Origin of the sequence: Streptococcus fermentans (genome assembly GCF_040888305.1) — a bacterium.
In the GTDB taxonomy this organism is placed as follows: Bacteria; Bacillota; Bacilli; order Lactobacillales; family Streptococcaceae; genus Streptococcus; species Streptococcus fermentans.
On sequence record NZ_JBFNFG010000001.1, the window covers coordinates 80,023 to 99,503 of the forward strand.

Consider the following 19,481-nt stretch of genomic DNA (forward strand, 5'->3'; position numbering starts at 1 on the left):
TTTGGTGCTCCTATTTTTAGTTTAGAATGGTAGGAATTTTCTCACAATTTTGGTATAATAGGACTATTAGAAAATTTCAAGGAGACAAACATGTCAGTTAAGATTGCTTTACTTGGATTTGGTACAGTAGCCAGTGGTGTGCCATTCTTGCTAAAGGAAAATAGAGAAAAAATTGTTCAAGCAGCCCAGTCAGAAATTGAAGTAGCTAAAGTTTTGGTCAAAGACGATCAAGAGAAAGCCCGCTTGCTTGAAGCAGGAAATGATTTTAATTTTGTAACAAATATCGATGAAATTTTGTCAGACAAAGACATCACGATTGTTGTTGAGTTGATGGGGCGTATCGAACCTGCTAAAACCTTTATCACTCGTGCTTTAGAAGCAGGGAAACACGTCGTGACAGCTAACAAAGATCTTTTGGCAGTCCATGGTGCAGAATTGCTTGAGGTAGCCAAAGCTCACAATGTTGCCCTATACTACGAAGCAGCTGTTGCAGGAGGAATCCCAATCCTTCGTACCTTGGTCAACTCACTAGCATCAGACAAAATCACACGTGTTCTTGGTGTTGTAAACGGAACATCTAACTTTATGATGACCAAAATGGTAACAGAAGGTTGGTCTTACGCTGATGCCCTTGCCGAAGCCCAACGACTTGGCTTTGCTGAGAGCGACCCAACCAATGATGTTGACGGTATTGATGCAGCCTACAAGATGGTCATCCTCAGCCAATTTGCATTTGGAATGAATGTTAAGTTTGAAGATGTAGGCCACCAAGGAATTCGCAACATTACTCCAGAAGATGTAGCAGTAGCTCAAGAACTTGGTTATGTTGTGAAACTAGTTGGTTCTATCGAAGAAACAGCTTCTGGAATTGCTGCTGAGGTTACACCAACCTTCCTTCCTAAAGCACATCCACTTGCAAGTGTTAACGGTGTTATGAATGCTGTCTTTGTGGAGTCTATCGGTATTGGTGAATCTATGTATTATGGACCGGGTGCAGGTCAAAAACCAACTGCAACAAGTGTTGTGGCTGATATTGCCCGCATCGTTCGTCGTTTGAATGATGGAACAATTGGAAAAGCCTTTAATGAATATAGTCGTCCAGTAGTCTTGGCTAAGCCAGAAGATGTCAAAGCTAACTATTATTTCTCAATCTTGGCTCCAGACTCAAAAGGGCAAGTCTTGAAATTGGCTGAGCTCTTTAACGCAGAAGATATTTCCTTCAAGCAAATCCTTCAAGATGGTAAGCAAGAAGGCAAGGCTCGTGTTGTCATCATCACTCATAAAATCAACAAGGCCCAGCTTGAAAATATTACAGCAGCTTTGAAGGCGGTAGCCGAGTTTGAACTTCTCAACACCTTCAAGGTTTTAGGAGACTAAGATGAAGATTATTGTACCTGCTACAAGTGCCAATGTGGGTCCTGGTTTTGACTCGGTTGGAGTAGCTGTAACTAAGTACCTAGAAATTCAGGTTTGTGAGGAACGTGAAGAATGGATGATTGAGCACCAATTAGGCAAATGGATTCCACGTGATGAACGTAATCTTTTGCTGAAGATTGCTCTACAAATTGTTCCAGACCTCCAACCTAGACGTCTGAAGATGGTCAGCGATATTCCGCTTGCGCGTGGACTAGGTTCATCGAGCTCGGTCATCGTTGCTGGGATTGAACTAGCAAATCAATTAGGGAACCTAAAATTAACGGATCACGATAAGTTGCAATTGGCGACTAAGATTGAAGGGCATCCTGATAATGTTGCGCCTGCTATCTATGGAAACCTCGTCATTGCTAGTTCGGTAGAAGGTCAGGTTTCTGCTGTTGTGGCGCCTTTCCCAGAGTGTGCTTTCCTAGCTTATATTCCAAACTATGAATTGCGAACTCGAGATAGTCGTGGTGTCTTGCCTAAGAAATTATCATACAAGGAAGCTGTTGCAGCAAGTTCTATCGCCAATGTGGCTATTGCAGCTCTACTGACAGGAGATATGGTCAAAGCTGGCCAAGCTATCGAGAGTGACCTTTTCCACGAGCGTTATCGTCAAGATTTGGTGCGAGAATTTGCGACCATAAAAAAAGTTGCTAAGAGAAATGGTGCTTATGCGACCTACCTCTCTGGTGCTGGGCCTACTGTTATGGTTCTAGCTGAGCATGATAAGATGCCTAAAATTAAGGCAGAGCTTGAAAAACAACCGTTCAAAGGCAAGCTTCATGATTTGCAAGTAGATACACAAGGCGTTCGCGTCGAAGAAAAATAAACAGAACAATAGGATGGGGAAACTCTCTATTAGAGGGCTTCCTGTCCTTTTTTTGAAAATGAAACGTGGGAACTGATACTCAATGAAAATCAAAGAGCAAACTAGGAAGCGAGCTGCAGGTTGCTCAAAGCACCGCTTTGAGGTTGTAGATAAGACTGACGATATCAGTTACATATATCTACGGCGAGGCGAAGCTGACGTGGTTTGAAGAGATTTTCGAAGAGTATGAAATGTTTCCCGTGTTTATCGACCGATAGACGGTCAAGGAGGATTTGAAATGGCAGAAATATATCTAGCAGGTGGTTGTTTTTGGGGCTTAGAGGAATTCTTTTCCCGTATTTCTGGAGTGTTGCAAACAAGTGTTGGTTATGCCAATGGTCAGGTAGAAACCACCAATTATCAACTGATCAAAGAAACAGATCACGCAGAGACTGTTCAAGTTATTTATGATGAAAAGGCAGTCTCGCTTCGTGAGATTTTACTCTATTATTTCCGAGTTATCGATCCACTATCTGTCAACCAACAAGGAAATGACCGTGGTCGTCAATACCGCACAGGGATTTATTATCAAGATGAAGAGGATTTACCGACTATCAATACAGTAGTTCGTGAACAAGAACTACTCATCGGTCGTAAAATTGCAGTGGAAGTGGAGGAGCTTCGCCACTATATCTTAGCTGAAGACTATCACCAAGACTACCTCAAGAAAAATCCTGGTGGCTATTGCCATATCGATGTGAGAGATGCAGAGAAACCACTGATAGACGCTGCTAACTATGAAAAGCCTAGTCAGGCAATTTTACGAGAAAGTTTGTCAGAAGAGTCCTACCGAGTTACGCAAGAAGCTGCGACGGAAGCTACTTTTAGCAATGCTTATGACCAAACTTTTGAGGAAGGAATTTATGTTGATATCACGACTGGTGAGCCCCTCTTCTTTGCCAAGGATAAGTTTGCTTCAGGCTGTGGTTGGCCAAGTTTTAGCCGACCAATCTCTAAAGAGCTTATCCATTACTATCAAGACTTGAGTCACGGGATGGAGCGAATTGAAGTTCGTTCACGTTCGGGTAATGCTCACTTGGGACATGTCTTTACAGATGGACCTCAGGAACTAGGTGGTCTCCGTTACTGTATCAATTCTGCATCCTTACGTTTTATCGCTAAGGATGAAATGGAGGAAGCTGGCTATGGCTATCTACTTCCATATTTGAACAAATAAAAAAGATGGTGGGTTTTCCACCTTCTTCATTTTGGAAATAGAAGGGACACATGAAACAATTACTTTCTTACTTTAAACCCTACCTCAAGGAGTCTTTTCTAGCACCTTTGTTTAAATTGCTAGAAGCTGTTTTTGAGCTCTTAGTACCCATGGTGATAGCTGGGATTGTCGACCAATCTATCCCTCAAAAAGATCAAGGGCATCTGTGGCTGCAAATGGGTCTCCTCTTTGTGTTTGCAGTTATCGGCGTTTTGGTAGCCTTAGTTGCTCAATTTTACTCAGCCAAGGCAGCAGTAGGATTTACTAAGGAGTTGACCAATGACCTCTATCGTCATATTCTTTCCTTGCCCAAGGATAGTAGAGACCGTTTAACGACCTCGAGTTTGGTGACGCGTTTGACTTCAGATACCTATCAGATTCAGACAGGGATCAATCAATTTTTACGTCTATTTTTAAGGGCTCCTATTATTGTTTTTGGTGCCATTTTTATGGCTTATCGTCTCTCGCCTGAATTGACCTTCTGGTTTTTGGTCATGGTTGCCATTTTGTCCTTTGTCATTGTCGTATTATCACGCTTGGTCAATCCTCTCTATAGTATTTTGAGAAAGAAAACAGACCAGCTGGTTCAGGAAACACGCCAACAGATACAAGGGATGCGTGTGATTCGTGCCTTTGGCCAAGAAAGACGAGAAATCGAGAACTTCCAAGTACTTAATCAAGTCTATACGGCTATCCAAATGAAAACAGGCTACTGGTCCAGTCTCTTGACCCCCTTGACCTATTTGATCGTCAACGGAACCTTGTTAGTGATTATCTGGAATGGCTATATTTCTATCCAGGGAGGCTGGCTCAGTCAAGGTGCCTTGATTGCCTTAATCAACTATCTCCTGCAAATCTTGGTCGAATTGATCAAGCTAGCCATGCTCATTAATTCACTCAACCAGTCTTATATATCAGCTAAGCGTATTGAGGAAGTCTTCGCAGAAAAGCCTGAAGATATACTGGCAGAAATTGCTCAAAAAGAAACTTCCTCGAACCAGTCCTTACGAGTTGAACACTTGAGCTTTACCTACCCAGATGCTGCTCAACCATCCTTGCGAAATCTTTCTTTTGATATGGAACGGGGGGAGATTCTTGGAATCATCGGGGGGACTGGTTCTGGTAAGTCAAGTTTGGTACAGGTCCTACTTGGCCTTTATACGGCAGATAAGGGAAGTATTTCCCTTTATCGAGATGGACGTAGTCCTCGCAATCTTTCTGAATGGCGTTCCTGGATAGCCTATGTTCCTCAAAAGGTTGAACTCTTTAAGGGAACCATTCGTTCTAACTTGAGTCTGGGTATGGAAGACCCTGTCTCTGACCAAGAACTCTGGCAGGCTTTAGAAATTGCCCAGGCCAAGGATTTTGTCAGTGAAAAGGAAGGACAGCTTGATGCAGAGGTCCAAGCAGGCGGTCGTAATTTCTCAGGTGGGCAAAAACAACGCTTGTCTATTGCTCGAGCAGTTTTACGTCAAACTCCTTTTCTCATCCTCGATGATGCGACTTCTGCCCTTGATACCATTACCGAGTCTAATCTTCTGAAGGCTGTTCAAGATAACCTGCCAAATACCAGCTTGATCTTGATTTCCCAACGAACTTCAACCTTGAAGATTGCTGATCAAATTCTCCTTTTAGAGAAAGGGGAGCAATTAGCACTTGGAAATCATGAGGAATTGATGGAGACTAGCCAAGTCTATCGTGAAATCAATGCATCCCAACATGGAAAGGAGGACTAGAATGAAAGGCAAACATGCAAGTCAAACCCTTAAACGATTAGCAAAAGATTTAGCTGGCCATCCCGTCCTTCTTTTCCTGGCTTTCTTGGGTACCATTGCTCAGGTAGCCCTATCAATCTATCTGCCAATCTTGATTGGACGTGTGATTGACCAAGTTTTAGTGACGGGCTCATCTCAGGTATTTTGGCAGATTTTCCTCCAGATGATTATAGTGGTGATTGGAAATACTCTAGTACAATGGGCCAATCCCCTTCTATATAATCGACTGATTTTCTCCTATACCAGAGATTTGCGCGAAAAAATCATTGAAAAGCTCCATCGTCTTCCGATTGCCCTTGTAGATAGACAAGGTAGTGGAGAAATGGTCAGCCGTGTCACGACAGATATCGAGCAGTTGGCAGCGGGTCTGAATATGATTTTCAACCAATTTTTCATAGGAGTTTTGATGATTTTAGTCAGCATCCTTGCTATGCTCCAAATCCATCTATTGATGACTCTCTTGGTTCTGCTCTTAACACCTCTATCTATGGTCATTTCACGCTTTATCGCTAAGAGATCCTACCATCTCTTTCAAAAGCAGACAGAGACTAGGGGGATTCAGACTCAGTTGATAGAAGAATCGCTCACCCAACAGAATATTATCCAATCCTTCAATGCTCAGGAAGAATTTATCGAGAGACTTCATGAGGCAAATGACAACTACGCAGGTTATTCTCAGTCGGCTATCTTTTATTCATCGACAGTCAATCCTTCCACCCGTTTTGTCAATTCCCTTATTTATGCACTACTAGCTGGTGTTGGAGCCTTGCGCATCATGGCGGGTTCTACTTTGACGGTTGGGCGTTTAGTGACCTTTTTGAACTATGTGCAGCAGTACACCAAGCCTTTTAACGATATTTCATCAGTCTTAGCTGAGTTGCAAAGCGCCTTAGCTTGTGCAGAACGTGTTTATGCTGTTCTAAAAAGTCCTGAGGTTACAGAAACTGGTCTTAAAGAATTGAACAGCGACCAAGTCAAGGGAGCTATTTCCTTTAAACATGTTTCTTTTGGTTACAGTCCTGAAAAGATCTTGATTAAGGATCTGTCTATTGATATTCCAGCTGGTAGCAAGGTTGCCATCGTTGGACCAACGGGTGCTGGTAAGTCTACCCTCATCAATCTCCTCATGCGTTTTTATCCGATTAATTCAGGGGATATTTTGCTAGATGGTCGCTCCATTTATGACTATACCCGAGCTTCTCTTCGACAGCAGTTTGGGATGGTACTTCAAGAAACTTGGCTCAAGCAAGGAACCATTCATGACAATATTACTTTTGGCAATCCTGATGCTAGCCGAGAGCAGGTCATTGCAGCAGCCAAGGCAGCTAACGCAGACTTCTTTATCCAACAATTGCCACAGGGATATGATACCAAGCTTGAAAATGCAGGGGAATCCTTGTCTGTCGGTCAGGCTCAGCTTTTAACCATTGCCCGTGTTTTTCTAGCCATTCCTAAGATTCTCATCTTAGACGAAGCAACTTCATCCATCGATACTCGGACAGAGGTCTTGGTTCAGGATGCCTTTGCTAAACTCATGAAGGGGCGCACAAGCTTTATCATTGCCCACCGTTTATCGACCATTCAAGATGCTGATTTGATTCTTGTCTTGGTCGATGGAGATATTGTCGAATATGGCAATCATCAGGAACTCATGGCGAGAAAAGGTAAATACTATCAAATGAAAAAAGCAGCAGCTTTTAGCCCAGAATAAATGGGAGAGCCTTTATAATACCAATAAACAACAAGAAAAGTTGCCTTCGGGTGACTTTTTTGTTACAATAGCTAGAAAAATTATCTGGTATGAAAGCTAATACTCAATGAAAATCAAAGAGCAAACTAGGAAACTAGCCGCAGGTTGCTCAAAACACTGTTCTGAGGTTGTAGATGGAACTGACGTAGTCAGTATCCTACACATACGGCAAGGTGACGTTGACGCGGTTTGAAGAGATTTTAGAAGAGTATAATTTAGAAAAGGAGCCTAGGAATGAAAGTCTTTCAGCATGTAAATATCGTGACTTGTGACCAAGATTTCCATGTCTATCTAGATGGGATTTTGGCTGTCAAAGAATCCCAAATCGTCTATGTCGGTCAGGAAAATCAAGAGATTCTTAAACAAGCAGATCAAATCATAGACTATCAGGGTGCTTGGATCATGCCTGGTTTGGTTAACTGCCATACTCACTCTGCCATGACAGGCTTGAGAGGGATTCGTGATGATAGCAATCTCCACGAATGGCTGGAGGACTATATCTGGCCAGCAGAAGCAGAATTCACACCAGAAATGACTACAAAGGCCGTCAAAGAGGCGCTAACAGAGATGCTCCAGTCAGGAACGACAACTTTCAATGATATGTACAATCCTAATGGAGTGGATATAGCTGAGATTTATGAGGCAGTCAAAGCTTCTAAGATGCGTTGCTATTTTTCTCCAACTCTCTTTTCTTCAGAAACCGAGACGACGGATGAAACCATAGCCAGAACTCGAGCTGTCATCGAGACAATCAAAGGCTATCAAGACCCAAATTTTAAGGTCATGGTGGCTCCTCATTCGCCCTATAGTTGTAGTCGAGAATTGTTAGAGGCAAGTCTTGGGCTAGCAAAAGAAGAAAACATTCCTCTTCATATCCATGTTGCAGAAACACAGGAAGAGTCAGGCATTATCCTGAAACGCTATGTCAAACGCCCATTAGCCTTTCTAGATGAACTTGGGTATTTAGATCATCAGGCTGTATTTGCTCACGGTGTTGAGTTAAATGAAGCAGAAATTACACGCTTGGCAGATTCGAGAGTCGCTATCGCCCACAATCCTATCAGCAATCTCAAGCTAGCCTCAGGGATTGCCCCAGTCGTCCAACTTCAAAAAGCAGGAGTACCGGTTGGTATTGCGACAGACTCAGTTGCTTCTAACAATAATCTCGATATGTTTGAGGAAGGGCGGACTGCAGCACTCTTACAGAAGATGAAGAGTGATGATGCTAGCCAATTTCCAATCGAAAATGCCCTCAAGGCACTGACCATTGAAGGAGCTAAGGTGTTGGGAATGGAAGATGAGATTGGTAGTCTAGAAGTCGGTAAGCAGGCTGATTTTCTCGTCATCCAGCCCCAAGGAAAAATCCATCTCCAACCACAAGAAAACATGCTGTCTCACCTCGTTTATGCCGTGAAATCCAGTGATGTCGACGATGTTTACATTGCAGGAGAGCAGGTTGTAAGAGCAGGGCAAGTATTAACAGTAGCCTTGTAAAGTGATTTTCTTCAAAAACATTTTCAAGCTGGGTCAATATCGTTTTGATGTGGTCTGCCATAACCTAAAGCTTTCTAATTTATCCTTTAAGTTTATTGAGAATCAATGTTTTGAGATGCTCTTGGATGCATAGAAAAGAGAGTGGGACAGAAATCGGTAATTCGTTAGAACTCGATTTCGTCGTCCCACCTCCGCACAGTTGAGTAGGGCTGTAACATCTGATGAAATCAGCGTAGTAGAGCCCACTCACCCACTGCGTCTTGCTCGACAATCCAAAGACAATTGAGAGGCTAGGACTTTTGTCCCAGCCTCTTTTGTTGCAAGATATTTAATTTGAACATTTTTGAGAGGGATAAAGACCTCTATCCTCTTTTAATCTTAGCACGAACTAAGTCAAGCGTATAATGAAGTGTTTTATCTTTGATAATAAAGAGGGTGATGGCGTAATAGATGCCACAAGCTGCGATTGTAGAAAGAACCATGCTAATCATCTTCATCGTAACTTCATAGCTATGAACTTGGAAGAGGGTTTTAAAAACATAATAAATTGGGATGAAACCAAGTGATACGATTGTGTAGCGAGCCAGAGTTTTAAAAATCTCTTTCAAATCCAATAGTTTGTGTTTTTGAATAAAGCGAATTTCTAGCAGAACTACGATTGATTCAGCTATAATGGTTGTTCCAATGTAGTATGCAGGACTAAAGATATTATTGAAAAGGAGTAGAGAGTTTAGGACTACATTGACACCGCCACCGATAAAGTAAAAGGCAGTCAAACGATTTTCATGGTCATTAATAAAGATAATCTGTTTTCCAAGGATTAATTCGATAGCCCAGATAATGGTACGAAAGGCAAAGATACTCGTTACGATTCCTGCTTCTAGATATTTCTCAGAAGAGTAGATAACTGTAGCATAGGTTCCCAAAACCATAATACCAATACTGGTAGGAACCATGAGGAAGTAAAAGAGGGATGCGCCCTGATTGACCAAATTTTTATAAGAAGTAAAATCTTTTTTTCCTAAATAATAACCAAGTCGTGGGATGCTGACGTTGATAGCTCCACTGAGGACACTAGCGATCAGCATAACGATACTGGAGGCGATGGTGTAGTAGGAGATAAAATTCTCATCAGGTCCTTTAGTGATGAACATACGGTCTAGCAAGGTATAGAGCATATTAGCATTTGCTAGAAGGAGCATGGTTAAGAGTGGTTTAGATGACTTGAGAAGTTCGATGAACTCAATCTTAACAAAGGAAACCTCTCGTTTAATCCATAGGAAGCTAAGTAGATAGTTGATAATGGTTGTCGCACTCATGATTGTGGCATAAGGGACGATATCATCAGGTGTCTTAACGAAGGCAAAGATAGCCACTAACATTCCAATTCGGATAACCAGTGTTTTATAAAGGATAAAAGAATAGTTCTCGTAGGCTTCATTCATCCACTCGATATTCAGAAATTGGAAGAGGGCTTGAATTCCAAGGATATAGTAAAGGATTTTCAGATTGACAATACTAGTATCAAAATGAATAAAGAGGAAGTAAATTGCAGTTGTCAGAATTGAAGTAATCAGGGAAATATAGAATAACTTAGAAAAGACATAATTGATCTTACTTTTATCATCCTTAACCTTACTGATAGCTCGAATCCCATAATTGTATATTCCAAAGGCAGCGAGTGGAATGACAAAGCTCGCCCAGGTGTTAGCTGTGTTGAAGTAACCGTAATTCGATTTACTAAGAATCCGCGTTAGATAGGGATTAGTAATCAAAGGAAAAACGATATTTAAGATATTGACCAGCAAGCTAGCCAAAGCATTTACTTTAATATTCTTCATGAAATTTTCTTTCTTATATTCTAAAATAGATACTAGTATTATATCACATTCCAACGCCATTCTTTTGATAAAATCTGTGAAATCTTGTATAATAGATGGAACTGAAAGTATGAGGTTACGAACTATGAAAATGAAACAAATCAGTGATACGACTTTAAAGATCACCATGTCTTTAGAAGATTTGATGGATCGTGGAATGGAAATCGCAGACTTTCTCGTTCCACAAGAGAAAACAGAAGAATTTTTCTATGCCATTTTGGATGAGCTAGAGATGCCAGACAGTTTTTTGGATACGGGTATGCTTAGCTTCCGAGTGACTCCTAAGCCAGATAAGGTTGATGTCTTTGTGACCAAGTCTAAGATTGACCAGAATTTGGATTTTGACGATTTGGCAGATCTTCCTGATATGGATGAGTTAGCTAAAATGTCTCCAGATGAGTTTTTGAAAACCTTGGAGAAAACCATGGCAGAAAAAACTAAAGACGATATTGAAGCTATTCAATCTTTAGAACAGGTTGAAAAGGAAGAGGAAGCAGCGCTTGACGAAGCACTTGGGGTAGAAGAAGGAAAAAGAGAACCTTATATCTACTACATCTTACGCTTTGACAATTTAGCTAGTTTGGTTTCTTTTGCCAAAATGGTTGACTACCAAATGGAAACTTCAGAACTCTATAAGATGAATGACCAGTATTATCTGACAGTCTTAGTGGATGTAGAGGATCGACCAAATCTTTATCCAGCTTGGTTACTGGCTCGTATGCGAGAATTTGCGGATGATAGTGATATCAGTCGTTCGGTTCTACAAGAATATGGTCAAGTGCTCATCAATCATGATGCGGTTCAAGGACTCCAAAAAGTTTAATCTAGAAAAAGAGGTTGGGACAAAAGATCCCGACCTCACTTTTTATTATGCGACTTTCAGTCCGTCTCGCTCCGTGAGGTGCGATACAAATAAACCACCCGCTATGCGGGTGCGCGTCGAAGGTTATACCAAAAAACTCCAAACGCGATACAATAAAGGTGTTCAAGCCAATTGTAAAGCGAAAGGAGAAAACCATGGCACAAAAGACATATAGTTTATCACACACAAAGTGGCACTGTAAGTATCACATTGTGTTCACCCCTAAGTATAGACGAAAAGTCATTTATAATCAATATCGAAGTAGTTTAGGAGAAATATTCCGCCGATTATGTAGTTATAAAGGGGTTGAGATTATCGAAGGTCACTTAATGCCTGATCATGTACATATGTTAGTCAGTATTCCACCGAGGATAAGTGTTTCAAGTTTCATGGGTTATTTAAAAGGAAAAAGTGCACTCATGATGTTTGACAAACACGCTAATCTCAAGTACAAGTTTGGGAATCGGCATTTCTGGGCAGAAGGTTATTATGTGAGTACAGTAGGGCTTAATGAAGCCACAATTAAGAAATATATTCAAGATTAAAGAAATTATCCAGTGGATGATTTCTTCACGAGTATGAAAATTTGAGAACGAGTAAAGCATGATATAGTACTAGATAAATTAAGTGTAAAAAAATATGAGGATTCCTTTAGGGATAGTGGTAAGTAATACTCACGCCTCTTTAAGAGGCAAGTGACGAGTCAAGAGCAATGAGGCTTGAACAACGTGAAAACCAGCGTCTTTAGGTGCTGGCTGGTAATTTGGGCTTATAGCCCTGGTGCAAACCACCCGTTAGACGGGTGGTCGTGATTAGCAATCAAACTTTGACGCGGTAGCTGATTGAACTTTTTGTTCGTCTTTTAGACTCCAAAAAGCTACTAATCATCCTCGCGGGGCTGGGACTACGAAATCGAGACTTTGTCTATCGATTTCTGTCCCACCGCCTTTTGTTATCTTCTCTATAAAATCTAGTTTTTAAAAATATTGGATACAGTTTGTATTCAAAAAACTGACATATTATAATTTGAGGATAAAATTAAAGTTTTAGCATAATTTCATGAAAATTTTCTGAATCATCATCTAAATCTACAAGGACAAAAAAGTGGCTAAAAAATAAGCAAAGTAGTAGATTTAATAGAAGAAATGGGGTAGAATGGTGGAAGTTGCTTTTCGGTAGCTTATAATCGAATTGACAGACAAATCTTTTAGGTGTAAATGTTGTTACATCAACGATCTTACTAAACTATTATATTTTTTTTGTTTTCAAAGTATAATTTATCTTATATTTGAAACTAGATGAATTTGAATCAGTTTTTAAAAAGAGCCCTCATATAGTTTTTGAATCCTAGCAAATGGTATTCCAACGTCTTCCAATCTTGCTAAAATTGATGAAAAACGATATGATAGAATGAAAAAAAAGCGAGGTGAAATATGGACCAAAGACGGATTCAAACAGAAACACAGCAGATACTTGAAGATGTATTAGACAAGGCTTCTTTACAGGAGGGAGCACTATTTGTCTTAGGTTTGTCTTCGAGTGAAGTGCTGGGAGGACACATCGGAAAAGATTCGAGTCAGGAAATCGGTGAACTTATTGTCAAGACTATGTTGGAACTGTTGACGGCTAAGGGAATTCACCTGGCTGTTCAAGGTTGTGAACATGTCAATCGGGCTTTAGTTGTTGAACGAGAAGTAGCTATAAAACATCAGTTGGAGATTGTGAGTGTACTCCCGACCTTACATGCAGGAGGTTCTGGTCAGTTGGCCGCCTTTCGCTATATGAAGGATCCCGTGGAGGTCGAATTTATCAGGGCAGATGCTGGTCTGGATATTGGTGATACAGCTATCGGTATGCATATCAAACATGTTCAGGTACCCATTCGGCCAGTCTTAAGAGAGATTGGTCAGGCTCATGTAACGGCACTTGCTAGTCGACCAAAACTCATTGGAGGGGCGCGTGCTCACTATCCAATAGATCATATTAGGAAGATATAAAATGAATACTAGAAAAATGCAGTTTGAGAGAGTCATTAAATACTCTATTCGGAAGTTCTCGGTTGGTGTCGGTTCTGCGGTTATCGGGACATTTCTTTTGGGGGCAAATAACTTTTTAGTTGAAACTGTTTCAGCTAACGAAGTGGCAACACCCAACCAAGTTCATTACCGTTATTTGGCTGAACAAGAATTGACAGAAGCAGAAAAAGCTTTGATCCATCACGAACTTCCTTCTGATTTAAAGCAAGATGATGTTGTCTATCTTGTTTACAGAAAGAAAGAAATGAATTCTCAACAATTGCCGAACACTGGAAGCAAAGAGTTAGCACTGGCAACTCTAGGATTTGCAACAGCGTCTATGATTGTTGTGGTGATGTCTAAAAAGCACCGCAATAAAATGCTTGGCCTTCTCTTTATTGGAGCTCTAGGTGGTAGTTACTTTATCCCTCAGTCAGCTCAAGCATTTGAGAATAAAATCTTAGTGTCCTACAATCAAACGATTGCAGCAAGTAGTCAAGAGGACTTGGCAAAAGGTGTCATTCAAATAGAAGGATACGAATACGTCGGTTACTTTAAAGCATCAGACTTCCAAGAACAACCAGAGCAAATGACGACTGCTAAGGGAACTCAAGAAGAAGGTCATGAAGGCGAATCTTTGGTTCAACCAGAAGCCCCAGCTTATACAGGCGAGATTACAGCCAAAGGTACTCAAGAAGAGGGCCACCAAGGCGAATCCCTAGTTCAGCCAGAATTGCCAGCCTACACCGGCGAGATTACAGCCAAAGGAACGCAAGAAGAGGGGCACCAAGGTGAATCCTTGGTTCAGCCAGAAGCTCCAGCTTATACCGGTGAGATTAACGCTAAAGGAACGCAAGAAGCAGGCCACGAAGGCGAATCTTTGGTTCAACCAGAGTTGCCAGCCTACACAGGTGAGATTAGTGCTAAAGGCACCCAAGAAGAAGGCCACGAAGGCGAATCTCTGGTTCAACCAGAGTTGCCAGCCTACACCGGCGAGCTTACATCCAAAGGCACGCAAGAAGCAGGTCACCAAGGTGAATCTTTGATTCAACCAGAATTGCCAGCCTACACAGGTGAGATTAGTGCTAAAGGCACCCAAGAAGAAGGCCACGAAGGCGAATCCCTGGTTCAACCAGAGTTGCCAGCCTACACCGGCGAGCTTACATCCAAAGGCACGCAAGAAGCAGGTCACCAAGGTGAATCTTTGATTCAACCAGAATTGCCAGCCTACACAGGTGAGATTAGTGCTAAAGGCACCCAAGAAGACGGCCACGAAGGCGAATCCCTGGTTCAACCAGACTTGCCAGCCTACACAGGTGAGATTAGTGCTAAAGGCACCCAAGAATCAGGCCACGAAGGTGAATCTCTAGTTCAACCAGAATCCCCAGCTTATACAGGCGAGATTAGTGCCAAAGGAACCCAAGAAGAGGGTCATGAAGGCGAATCTTTGGTTCAACCAGAATCCCCAGCTTATACAGGTGAGGTTACAGCCAAAGGCACGCAAGAAGAAGGTCACCAAGGCGAATCCCTAGTTCAGCCAGAATTACCAGAGTATAAAGTAGCTGAAGCAACTATCACGGAAACTGAAACTGTAGAAGTTCCATATACAAAGGAGTATGTAGCTGATGATACTCGTTACACTGATGAAGAAACAGTGATTCAAAACGGTCAAGCAGGAAGTCAGCTAATTCACCGCGTTTATAAAACTGTTAATGGTCAAAAAGTTGGGGACCCAATCAGCACAAGTACAGAAACTGTTAAGGCTCCAGTAAACGAAAAAATTAGTCGTGGTACCAAGGCTATTGAAGGTCAAGTTGAAGAAGTTTCATTTGAAGAAATTCCTTTCGAGACAAGAACAGAAGTAGACAGCACTCTTCCGAAGGGAACAGAAGTTGTTGCTCAAGCTGGTCAAAACGGTAAGAAAAAGATTACCAAAGTCTATAAGACTCTTAAGGGCGTGAAAACTGCAGATGCTCCAACGATTTCAGAGGAAGTTGTTGAAGCAGTTCAAGATCGTATCATCAAAAAAGGTGATCAAATCCTGACTGAGCCAACGTTGACACTTACTCAAATTGATAAAGAAGAGTTAGAGCGTAGTGCCAAGGTTCGTTACCAATTGGTCAAACCAACAGGTGTAACCATTAAATCTCTTGAAGTTGTTTTGAAAGACGGAGACACTAGCCTTCAAACAGTCAACATGTCTGAGGGAGACCTGACTGCAAATCTTACAAACTTGAAATACTACAAGGACTACAAGATTGCGACTAAGATGGTTTACGATCGTGGAAATGGGAATGAAGAAGTAGTTCTCACGGAAGAACCACTGCGCCTTGATCTCAAAAAAGTCGAAGTCAAAAACATTAAGGAAACAAGCCTTATCAGTGTTGATGACCAAGGTGTAGAAACTGATAATAGTCTCTTGTCAGCAAAACCATCAGATGTTAAACCTTATTACTTGAAAGTGACTACTCATGATAACAAGGTGACAAAACTTGCTGTTGATAAGATTGAAGAAGTCACAGTTGATGGTAAAGCATTGTTCAAAGTGACTGCTAAAGCACCAGACCTAGTCCAACGTAATGCAGATAATCAGTTTACAGAGGAATATGTCCATTACTTTGCTAAACCAAAAGCCCATGAAGGTGATGTTTATTACGATTTCAATGACCTTGTAAAAGCAATGCAGGCTAATCCTACTGGTACCTTTAAGCTTGGTAGCAGTATGAATGCAAGTAACGTGCAACCAGCTGGCAAGTCTTATGTAACCAATGCCTTCAAGGGAACATTGGAAAGTACAGAAGGTAATAAATTTGCCATCCATAACATTACGAGACCATTGTTTGGTAACATTGAAGGTGGTACTGTCAAGAATCTCTTGCTTGAAAATGTCAACATTGACATGCCTGGATTTGATCGAGTAGCACCAATCGCAAATGTTATCAAAAATAATGCGACTGTCGAAAATGTTAAAGTAACAGGTAATGTTATCGGGGGCAACGATGTAGCTGGTATTATCAATAAAATTGATGGTAGTGGTAAGGTAAGTAATGTTGCCTTTATCGGTAAGATTCACGCTGCTGGAAATAAAGGTTGGTACTTAGCAGGTGTTCTAGGTGAAAACTGGAAAGGTATCGTAGAAAAAGCCTACGTTGATGCTGAAATTACTGGTAACAAGGCAAAAGCTGCAGGATTAGTTTATTCTTCTCAAAATGGTGGAGATAACAATACACTAGGAAGAGAAGGTGTTCTCAGAAATTCAGTTGCTAAAGGTTCTATCGAGCTGAAAGAAGCTGTTCAATCTGGTGGCTTGCTGGGTACCAACTGGGCCTTGGGTGCTATTGAAGACAACATCACCATGATGAAAGTCAAAACAGGTGAGATGGTCTTTGGTCACTCTGATATTGACGCCGATGATTACTTCACGTATTCAAGAACAAAACGTAACTTTAGTGTTGAGGGAGTAAGTGAGGGTAATAAATCTTATAAGAATTCTCGTAAGATTCCTAGCATCTCACAAGAAGAAGCTGACAAGAAGATTGAAGCAATGGGAATCACTGCTGATAAATTTGAAAGCACCAAACCTGTTGAAGACAAACTCAATAACATTGTCAACAAAGCTGATCAATACAAAACAATCGATGGTTACGACGCTTCTCGTGAACTTGCCTACCGTAATATCGAAAAATTGCAACCATTCTACAACAAAGAGTGGATTGTTAACCAAGGAAACAAATTGGCTGCTGGTAGTCCTCTCTTGACCAAGGAAATCTTGTCTGTTACTGCCATGAAGGGCAATGCCTTTGTGACAGAATTGGCTGACGCTGACCATATTATGGTTCATTATGGTGATAAGACTAAAGACATCTTTACTGTTTCACCGAAAGACTCTAAGGTCAAACAAGTCAAAGAGTACAGCATTGCTGAACTTGGAGAAGTTGTTTACACTCCAAACATGGTTGACAAAGACCGCAGTGATCTCATCAATGCTATCGTTGAAAAATTAAGCCCAGTAGAATTGCAATCAGATCCTATCTACACACACCTAGGTAGAACAGGACCAAATAAAGTTAACGCTATAAAAGATCTTTACCTAGAAGAAAGCTTCAAAGAAGTTAAGGATAATCTGGCTAAATTTGTGAAACAGTTGCTTGAAAATGAAGATCATCAATTAAACACAGATGAAGCTGCTAAACGTGCCTTGATCAAGAAGATTGATGACAACAAGGCTGCTGTTCTTCTTGGTTTGTCTTACCTCAATCGTTACTACGGAGTTAAGTTTGATAACTTCAATATCAAGCAACTCATGTTGTTCAAACCAGACTTCTATGGTAAAAATGTCAATGTGTTAGACTTCTTGATTAAGATTGGTTCTAAAGAAAATAACATTAAAGGTGATAGAACTTTAGAAGCTTATCGCGAAACTATCGGTGGAGTTATCGGTATAGGCGAGTTAAACAGTTTCTTAGACTATAATATGCGTCTATTCACAGAAGACAAAGATCTAAATGATTGGTTCATTAAATCAACTAAAGATAATGTCTATATCGTGGAACCAAAAACAACAACTCCTGAGTTTGCTGATAAGAAACATAGAGCCTACGAAGGTTTAAACAATGATATGCACGGTAAGATGATCTTGCCACTCTTGAACTTGAAAGATGCTCATATGTTCTTGATTTCAACTTACAATACAATGGCTTATAGTTCATTTGAGAAATATGGTAAGTATACTGAAGCAGAACGTAATGCTTTCAAAGCTGAAATTGATAAGGTTGCAAAAGGGCAACAGAATTATCTAGACTTCTGGTCACGTCTAGCAACTGACAAGGTTCGTAATCAACTCTTGAAGAGCAATAACATGGTTCCAACACCTGTTTTAGATAACCAAAACTATAAAGATATTAGTACTGATAAATACGGTCACACTAATAGTGGTAAAGATGTTGCTCCTATTCGTGAATTATACGGACCTACAGGACGTTACCATGCAACAGACTGGCGTATGGGAGCGGTAGCTCGTGTTTATGCCAATCCATATAAAGATGACTCTGTCTTCTTTATGGTGACGGACATGATTAGTGATTTTGGAGTTTCTGCCTTTACTCACGAAACGACTCACGTCAATGACCGAATGGTTTATTTAGGTGGCTCAAGACACCGTGAAGGAACAGATCTTGAAGCATTTGCACAAGGAATGTTGCAAACTCCATCCGTATCAAATCCAAACGGTGAATATAAAGCCCTAGGTCTCAATATGGCTTATGAACGTCCAAATGATGGAAATCAATGGTATAACACCAATCCAAATGATCTGAAATCACGTGACGAAATTGATCGTTACATGAAGGGCTACAATGACACCCTCATGCTTCTGGATTACCTGGAAGGAGAGGCTGTTCTCGATAAGGCAAATCAAGATTTGAACAATGCTTGGTTCAAGAAGGTTGATAAGCAATACCGAGGAAATAACACCAAGAACCAATTCGATAAGGTTAGACCTTTAAGTGATGAGGAAAAAGCTATTCCTTTACGCACAGTAGATGACTTAGTAACCAATAACTTTATGACTAACCGTGGTCCAGGTAACAGAGTTTATAATCCTACTGACTTTGATTCTGCTTATGTGAACGTTCCAATGATGTCTGGTATCTATGGTGGTAACACAAGTGAAGGTGCTCCTGGAGCCATGTCATTTAAACACAATACCTTCAGAATCTGGGGATACTATGGCTACGAAAAAGGATTCTTAAACTATGCATCTAATATGCTAAAAGCTGAATCTAAAAAAGCTGGCAAAGATACTCTAGGTGATGACTTCATCATTAACAAGATTTCTGAAGGAAAATTCAACAATCTTGAAGATTGGAAGAAAGCTTACTTCAAAGAAGTTGTGACAAGTGCTAAAAATGGAATTCAATCTATTGAAATTGATGGTAAAACATACAATAGCTATGAAGACTTGAAACGCGCATTTGCTGAAGCAGTTGATAAAGATAAGGCTACTCTAAGTAAGGGATCTGTTAAATTTGACAATACTGTTGCTTTGAAAGAAAAACTCTTTAAGAAACTTCTTCAACAAACAGATAGCTTTAAAACTTCAATCTTTAAATAATCCAAAGCTCTCATCTGCTTAGCAGGTGGGAGTTTTTTTGTAATCAAGAAGATTATTGATTTTCCAAACAGATTCTAAGTATTTTTAGCA

Annotated in this window: 10 protein-coding genes and 1 pseudogene; 10 read left to right on the forward strand and 1 reads right to left on the reverse strand. The window is 40.7% G+C overall.

Annotated elements, in window-relative coordinates:
- Positions 1–90 precede the first annotated feature (90 nt).
- The 6 genes from AB2B50_RS00415 (at position 91) to AB2B50_RS00440 (ending at position 8,522) form a co-directional block, all read left to right on the forward strand.
- Entirely contained in the window at positions 91–1,377 is a 1,287-nt protein-coding gene (locus tag AB2B50_RS00415) for a homoserine dehydrogenase (RefSeq protein WP_320693099.1), read from the forward strand.
- A 1-nt stretch (position 1,378) separates the two neighbouring features.
- Positions 1,379–2,248, forward strand: coding sequence for a homoserine kinase (gene thrB, locus AB2B50_RS00420; protein ID WP_320693098.1), 870 nt, complete (start codon positions 1,379–1,381; stop codon positions 2,246–2,248).
- A 277-nt stretch (positions 2,249–2,525) separates the two neighbouring features.
- On the forward strand, positions 2,526–3,464 hold the full coding sequence (gene msrB / locus AB2B50_RS00425; RefSeq protein ID WP_320693097.1) for a peptide-methionine (R)-S-oxide reductase MsrB: 939 nt from the start codon (positions 2,526–2,528) through the stop codon (positions 3,462–3,464).
- 50 nt (positions 3,465–3,514) lie between these two features.
- Positions 3,515–5,239, forward strand: a complete 1,725-nt coding sequence (locus tag AB2B50_RS00430) for an ABC transporter ATP-binding protein (RefSeq protein ID WP_320693096.1) — start codon at positions 3,515–3,517, stop codon at positions 5,237–5,239.
- A 1-nt stretch (position 5,240) separates the two neighbouring features.
- Positions 5,241–6,989 (forward strand): ABC transporter ATP-binding protein, encoded by a 1,749-nt coding sequence (locus AB2B50_RS00435; RefSeq protein ID WP_320693095.1) that lies wholly within the window; start codon positions 5,241–5,243, stop codon positions 6,987–6,989.
- A 273-nt stretch (positions 6,990–7,262) separates the two neighbouring features.
- A complete protein-coding gene (locus AB2B50_RS00440) occupies positions 7,263–8,522 on the forward strand; it encodes a TRZ/ATZ family protein (RefSeq protein ID WP_320693094.1) in 1,260 nt (419 codons plus the stop codon).
- 362 nt (positions 8,523–8,884) lie between these two features.
- Here AB2B50_RS00440 and AB2B50_RS00445 read toward each other — a convergent pair whose 3' ends face one another.
- Positions 8,885–10,363 (reverse strand): oligosaccharide flippase family protein, encoded by a 1,479-nt coding sequence (locus tag AB2B50_RS00445; protein ID WP_320693271.1) that lies wholly within the window; start codon positions 10,361–10,363, stop codon positions 8,885–8,887.
- Between the two features lie 124 nt (positions 10,364–10,487).
- Here AB2B50_RS00445 and mecA point away from each other — a divergent pair, with 124 nt between their 5' ends.
- The 4 genes and pseudogenes from mecA (at position 10,488) to AB2B50_RS00465 (ending at position 19,391) form a co-directional block, all read left to right on the forward strand.
- Positions 10,488–11,225, forward strand: a complete 738-nt coding sequence (mecA, locus tag AB2B50_RS00450) for an adaptor protein MecA (RefSeq protein WP_320693270.1) — start codon at positions 10,488–10,490, stop codon at positions 11,223–11,225.
- 194 nt (positions 11,226–11,419) lie between these two features.
- Positions 11,420–11,806: pseudogene (gene tnpA, locus AB2B50_RS00455) on the forward strand (IS200/IS605 family transposase); the annotation flags it as partial.
- Positions 11,807–12,697: 891 nt separating this feature from the next.
- Entirely contained in the window at positions 12,698–13,261 is a 564-nt protein-coding gene (locus tag AB2B50_RS00460) for a TIGR01440 family protein (RefSeq protein ID WP_320692303.1), read from the forward strand.
- A gap of 1 nt (position 13,262) precedes the next feature.
- Complete coding sequence (locus tag AB2B50_RS00465) at positions 13,263–19,391, forward strand: ZmpA/ZmpB/ZmpC family metallo-endopeptidase (RefSeq protein WP_320693280.1); 6,129 nt, start codon at positions 13,263–13,265, stop codon at positions 19,389–19,391.
- The last annotated feature ends 90 nt before the right edge of the window (positions 19,392–19,481 follow it).

What these genes read in the sequence shown, in the direction of transcription:
- AB2B50_RS00415 (WP_320693099.1), top strand. Translation starts at nt 91, where the DNA reads ATGTCAGTTAAGATTGCTTTACTTGGATTTGGTACAGTAGCCAGTGGT.
- thrB (WP_320693098.1), top strand. Translation starts at nt 1,379, where the DNA reads ATGAAGATTATTGTACCTGCTACAAGTGCCAATGTGGGTCCTGGTTTT.
- msrB (WP_320693097.1), top strand. Translation starts at nt 2,526, where the DNA reads ATGGCAGAAATATATCTAGCAGGTGGTTGTTTTTGGGGCTTAGAGGAA.
- AB2B50_RS00430 (WP_320693096.1), top strand. Translation starts at nt 3,515, where the DNA reads ATGAAACAATTACTTTCTTACTTTAAACCCTACCTCAAGGAGTCTTTT.
- AB2B50_RS00435 (WP_320693095.1), top strand. Translation starts at nt 5,241, where the DNA reads ATGAAAGGCAAACATGCAAGTCAAACCCTTAAACGATTAGCAAAAGAT.
- AB2B50_RS00440 (WP_320693094.1), top strand. Translation starts at nt 7,263, where the DNA reads ATGAAAGTCTTTCAGCATGTAAATATCGTGACTTGTGACCAAGATTTC.
- AB2B50_RS00445 (WP_320693271.1), bottom strand. Translation starts at nt 10,363, where the DNA reads ATGAAGAATATTAAAGTAAATGCTTTGGCTAGCTTGCTGGTCAATATC.
- mecA (WP_320693270.1), top strand. Translation starts at nt 10,488, where the DNA reads ATGAAAATGAAACAAATCAGTGATACGACTTTAAAGATCACCATGTCT.
- AB2B50_RS00460 (WP_320692303.1), top strand. Translation starts at nt 12,698, where the DNA reads ATGGACCAAAGACGGATTCAAACAGAAACACAGCAGATACTTGAAGAT.
- AB2B50_RS00465 (WP_320693280.1), top strand. Translation starts at nt 13,263, where the DNA reads ATGAATACTAGAAAAATGCAGTTTGAGAGAGTCATTAAATACTCTATT.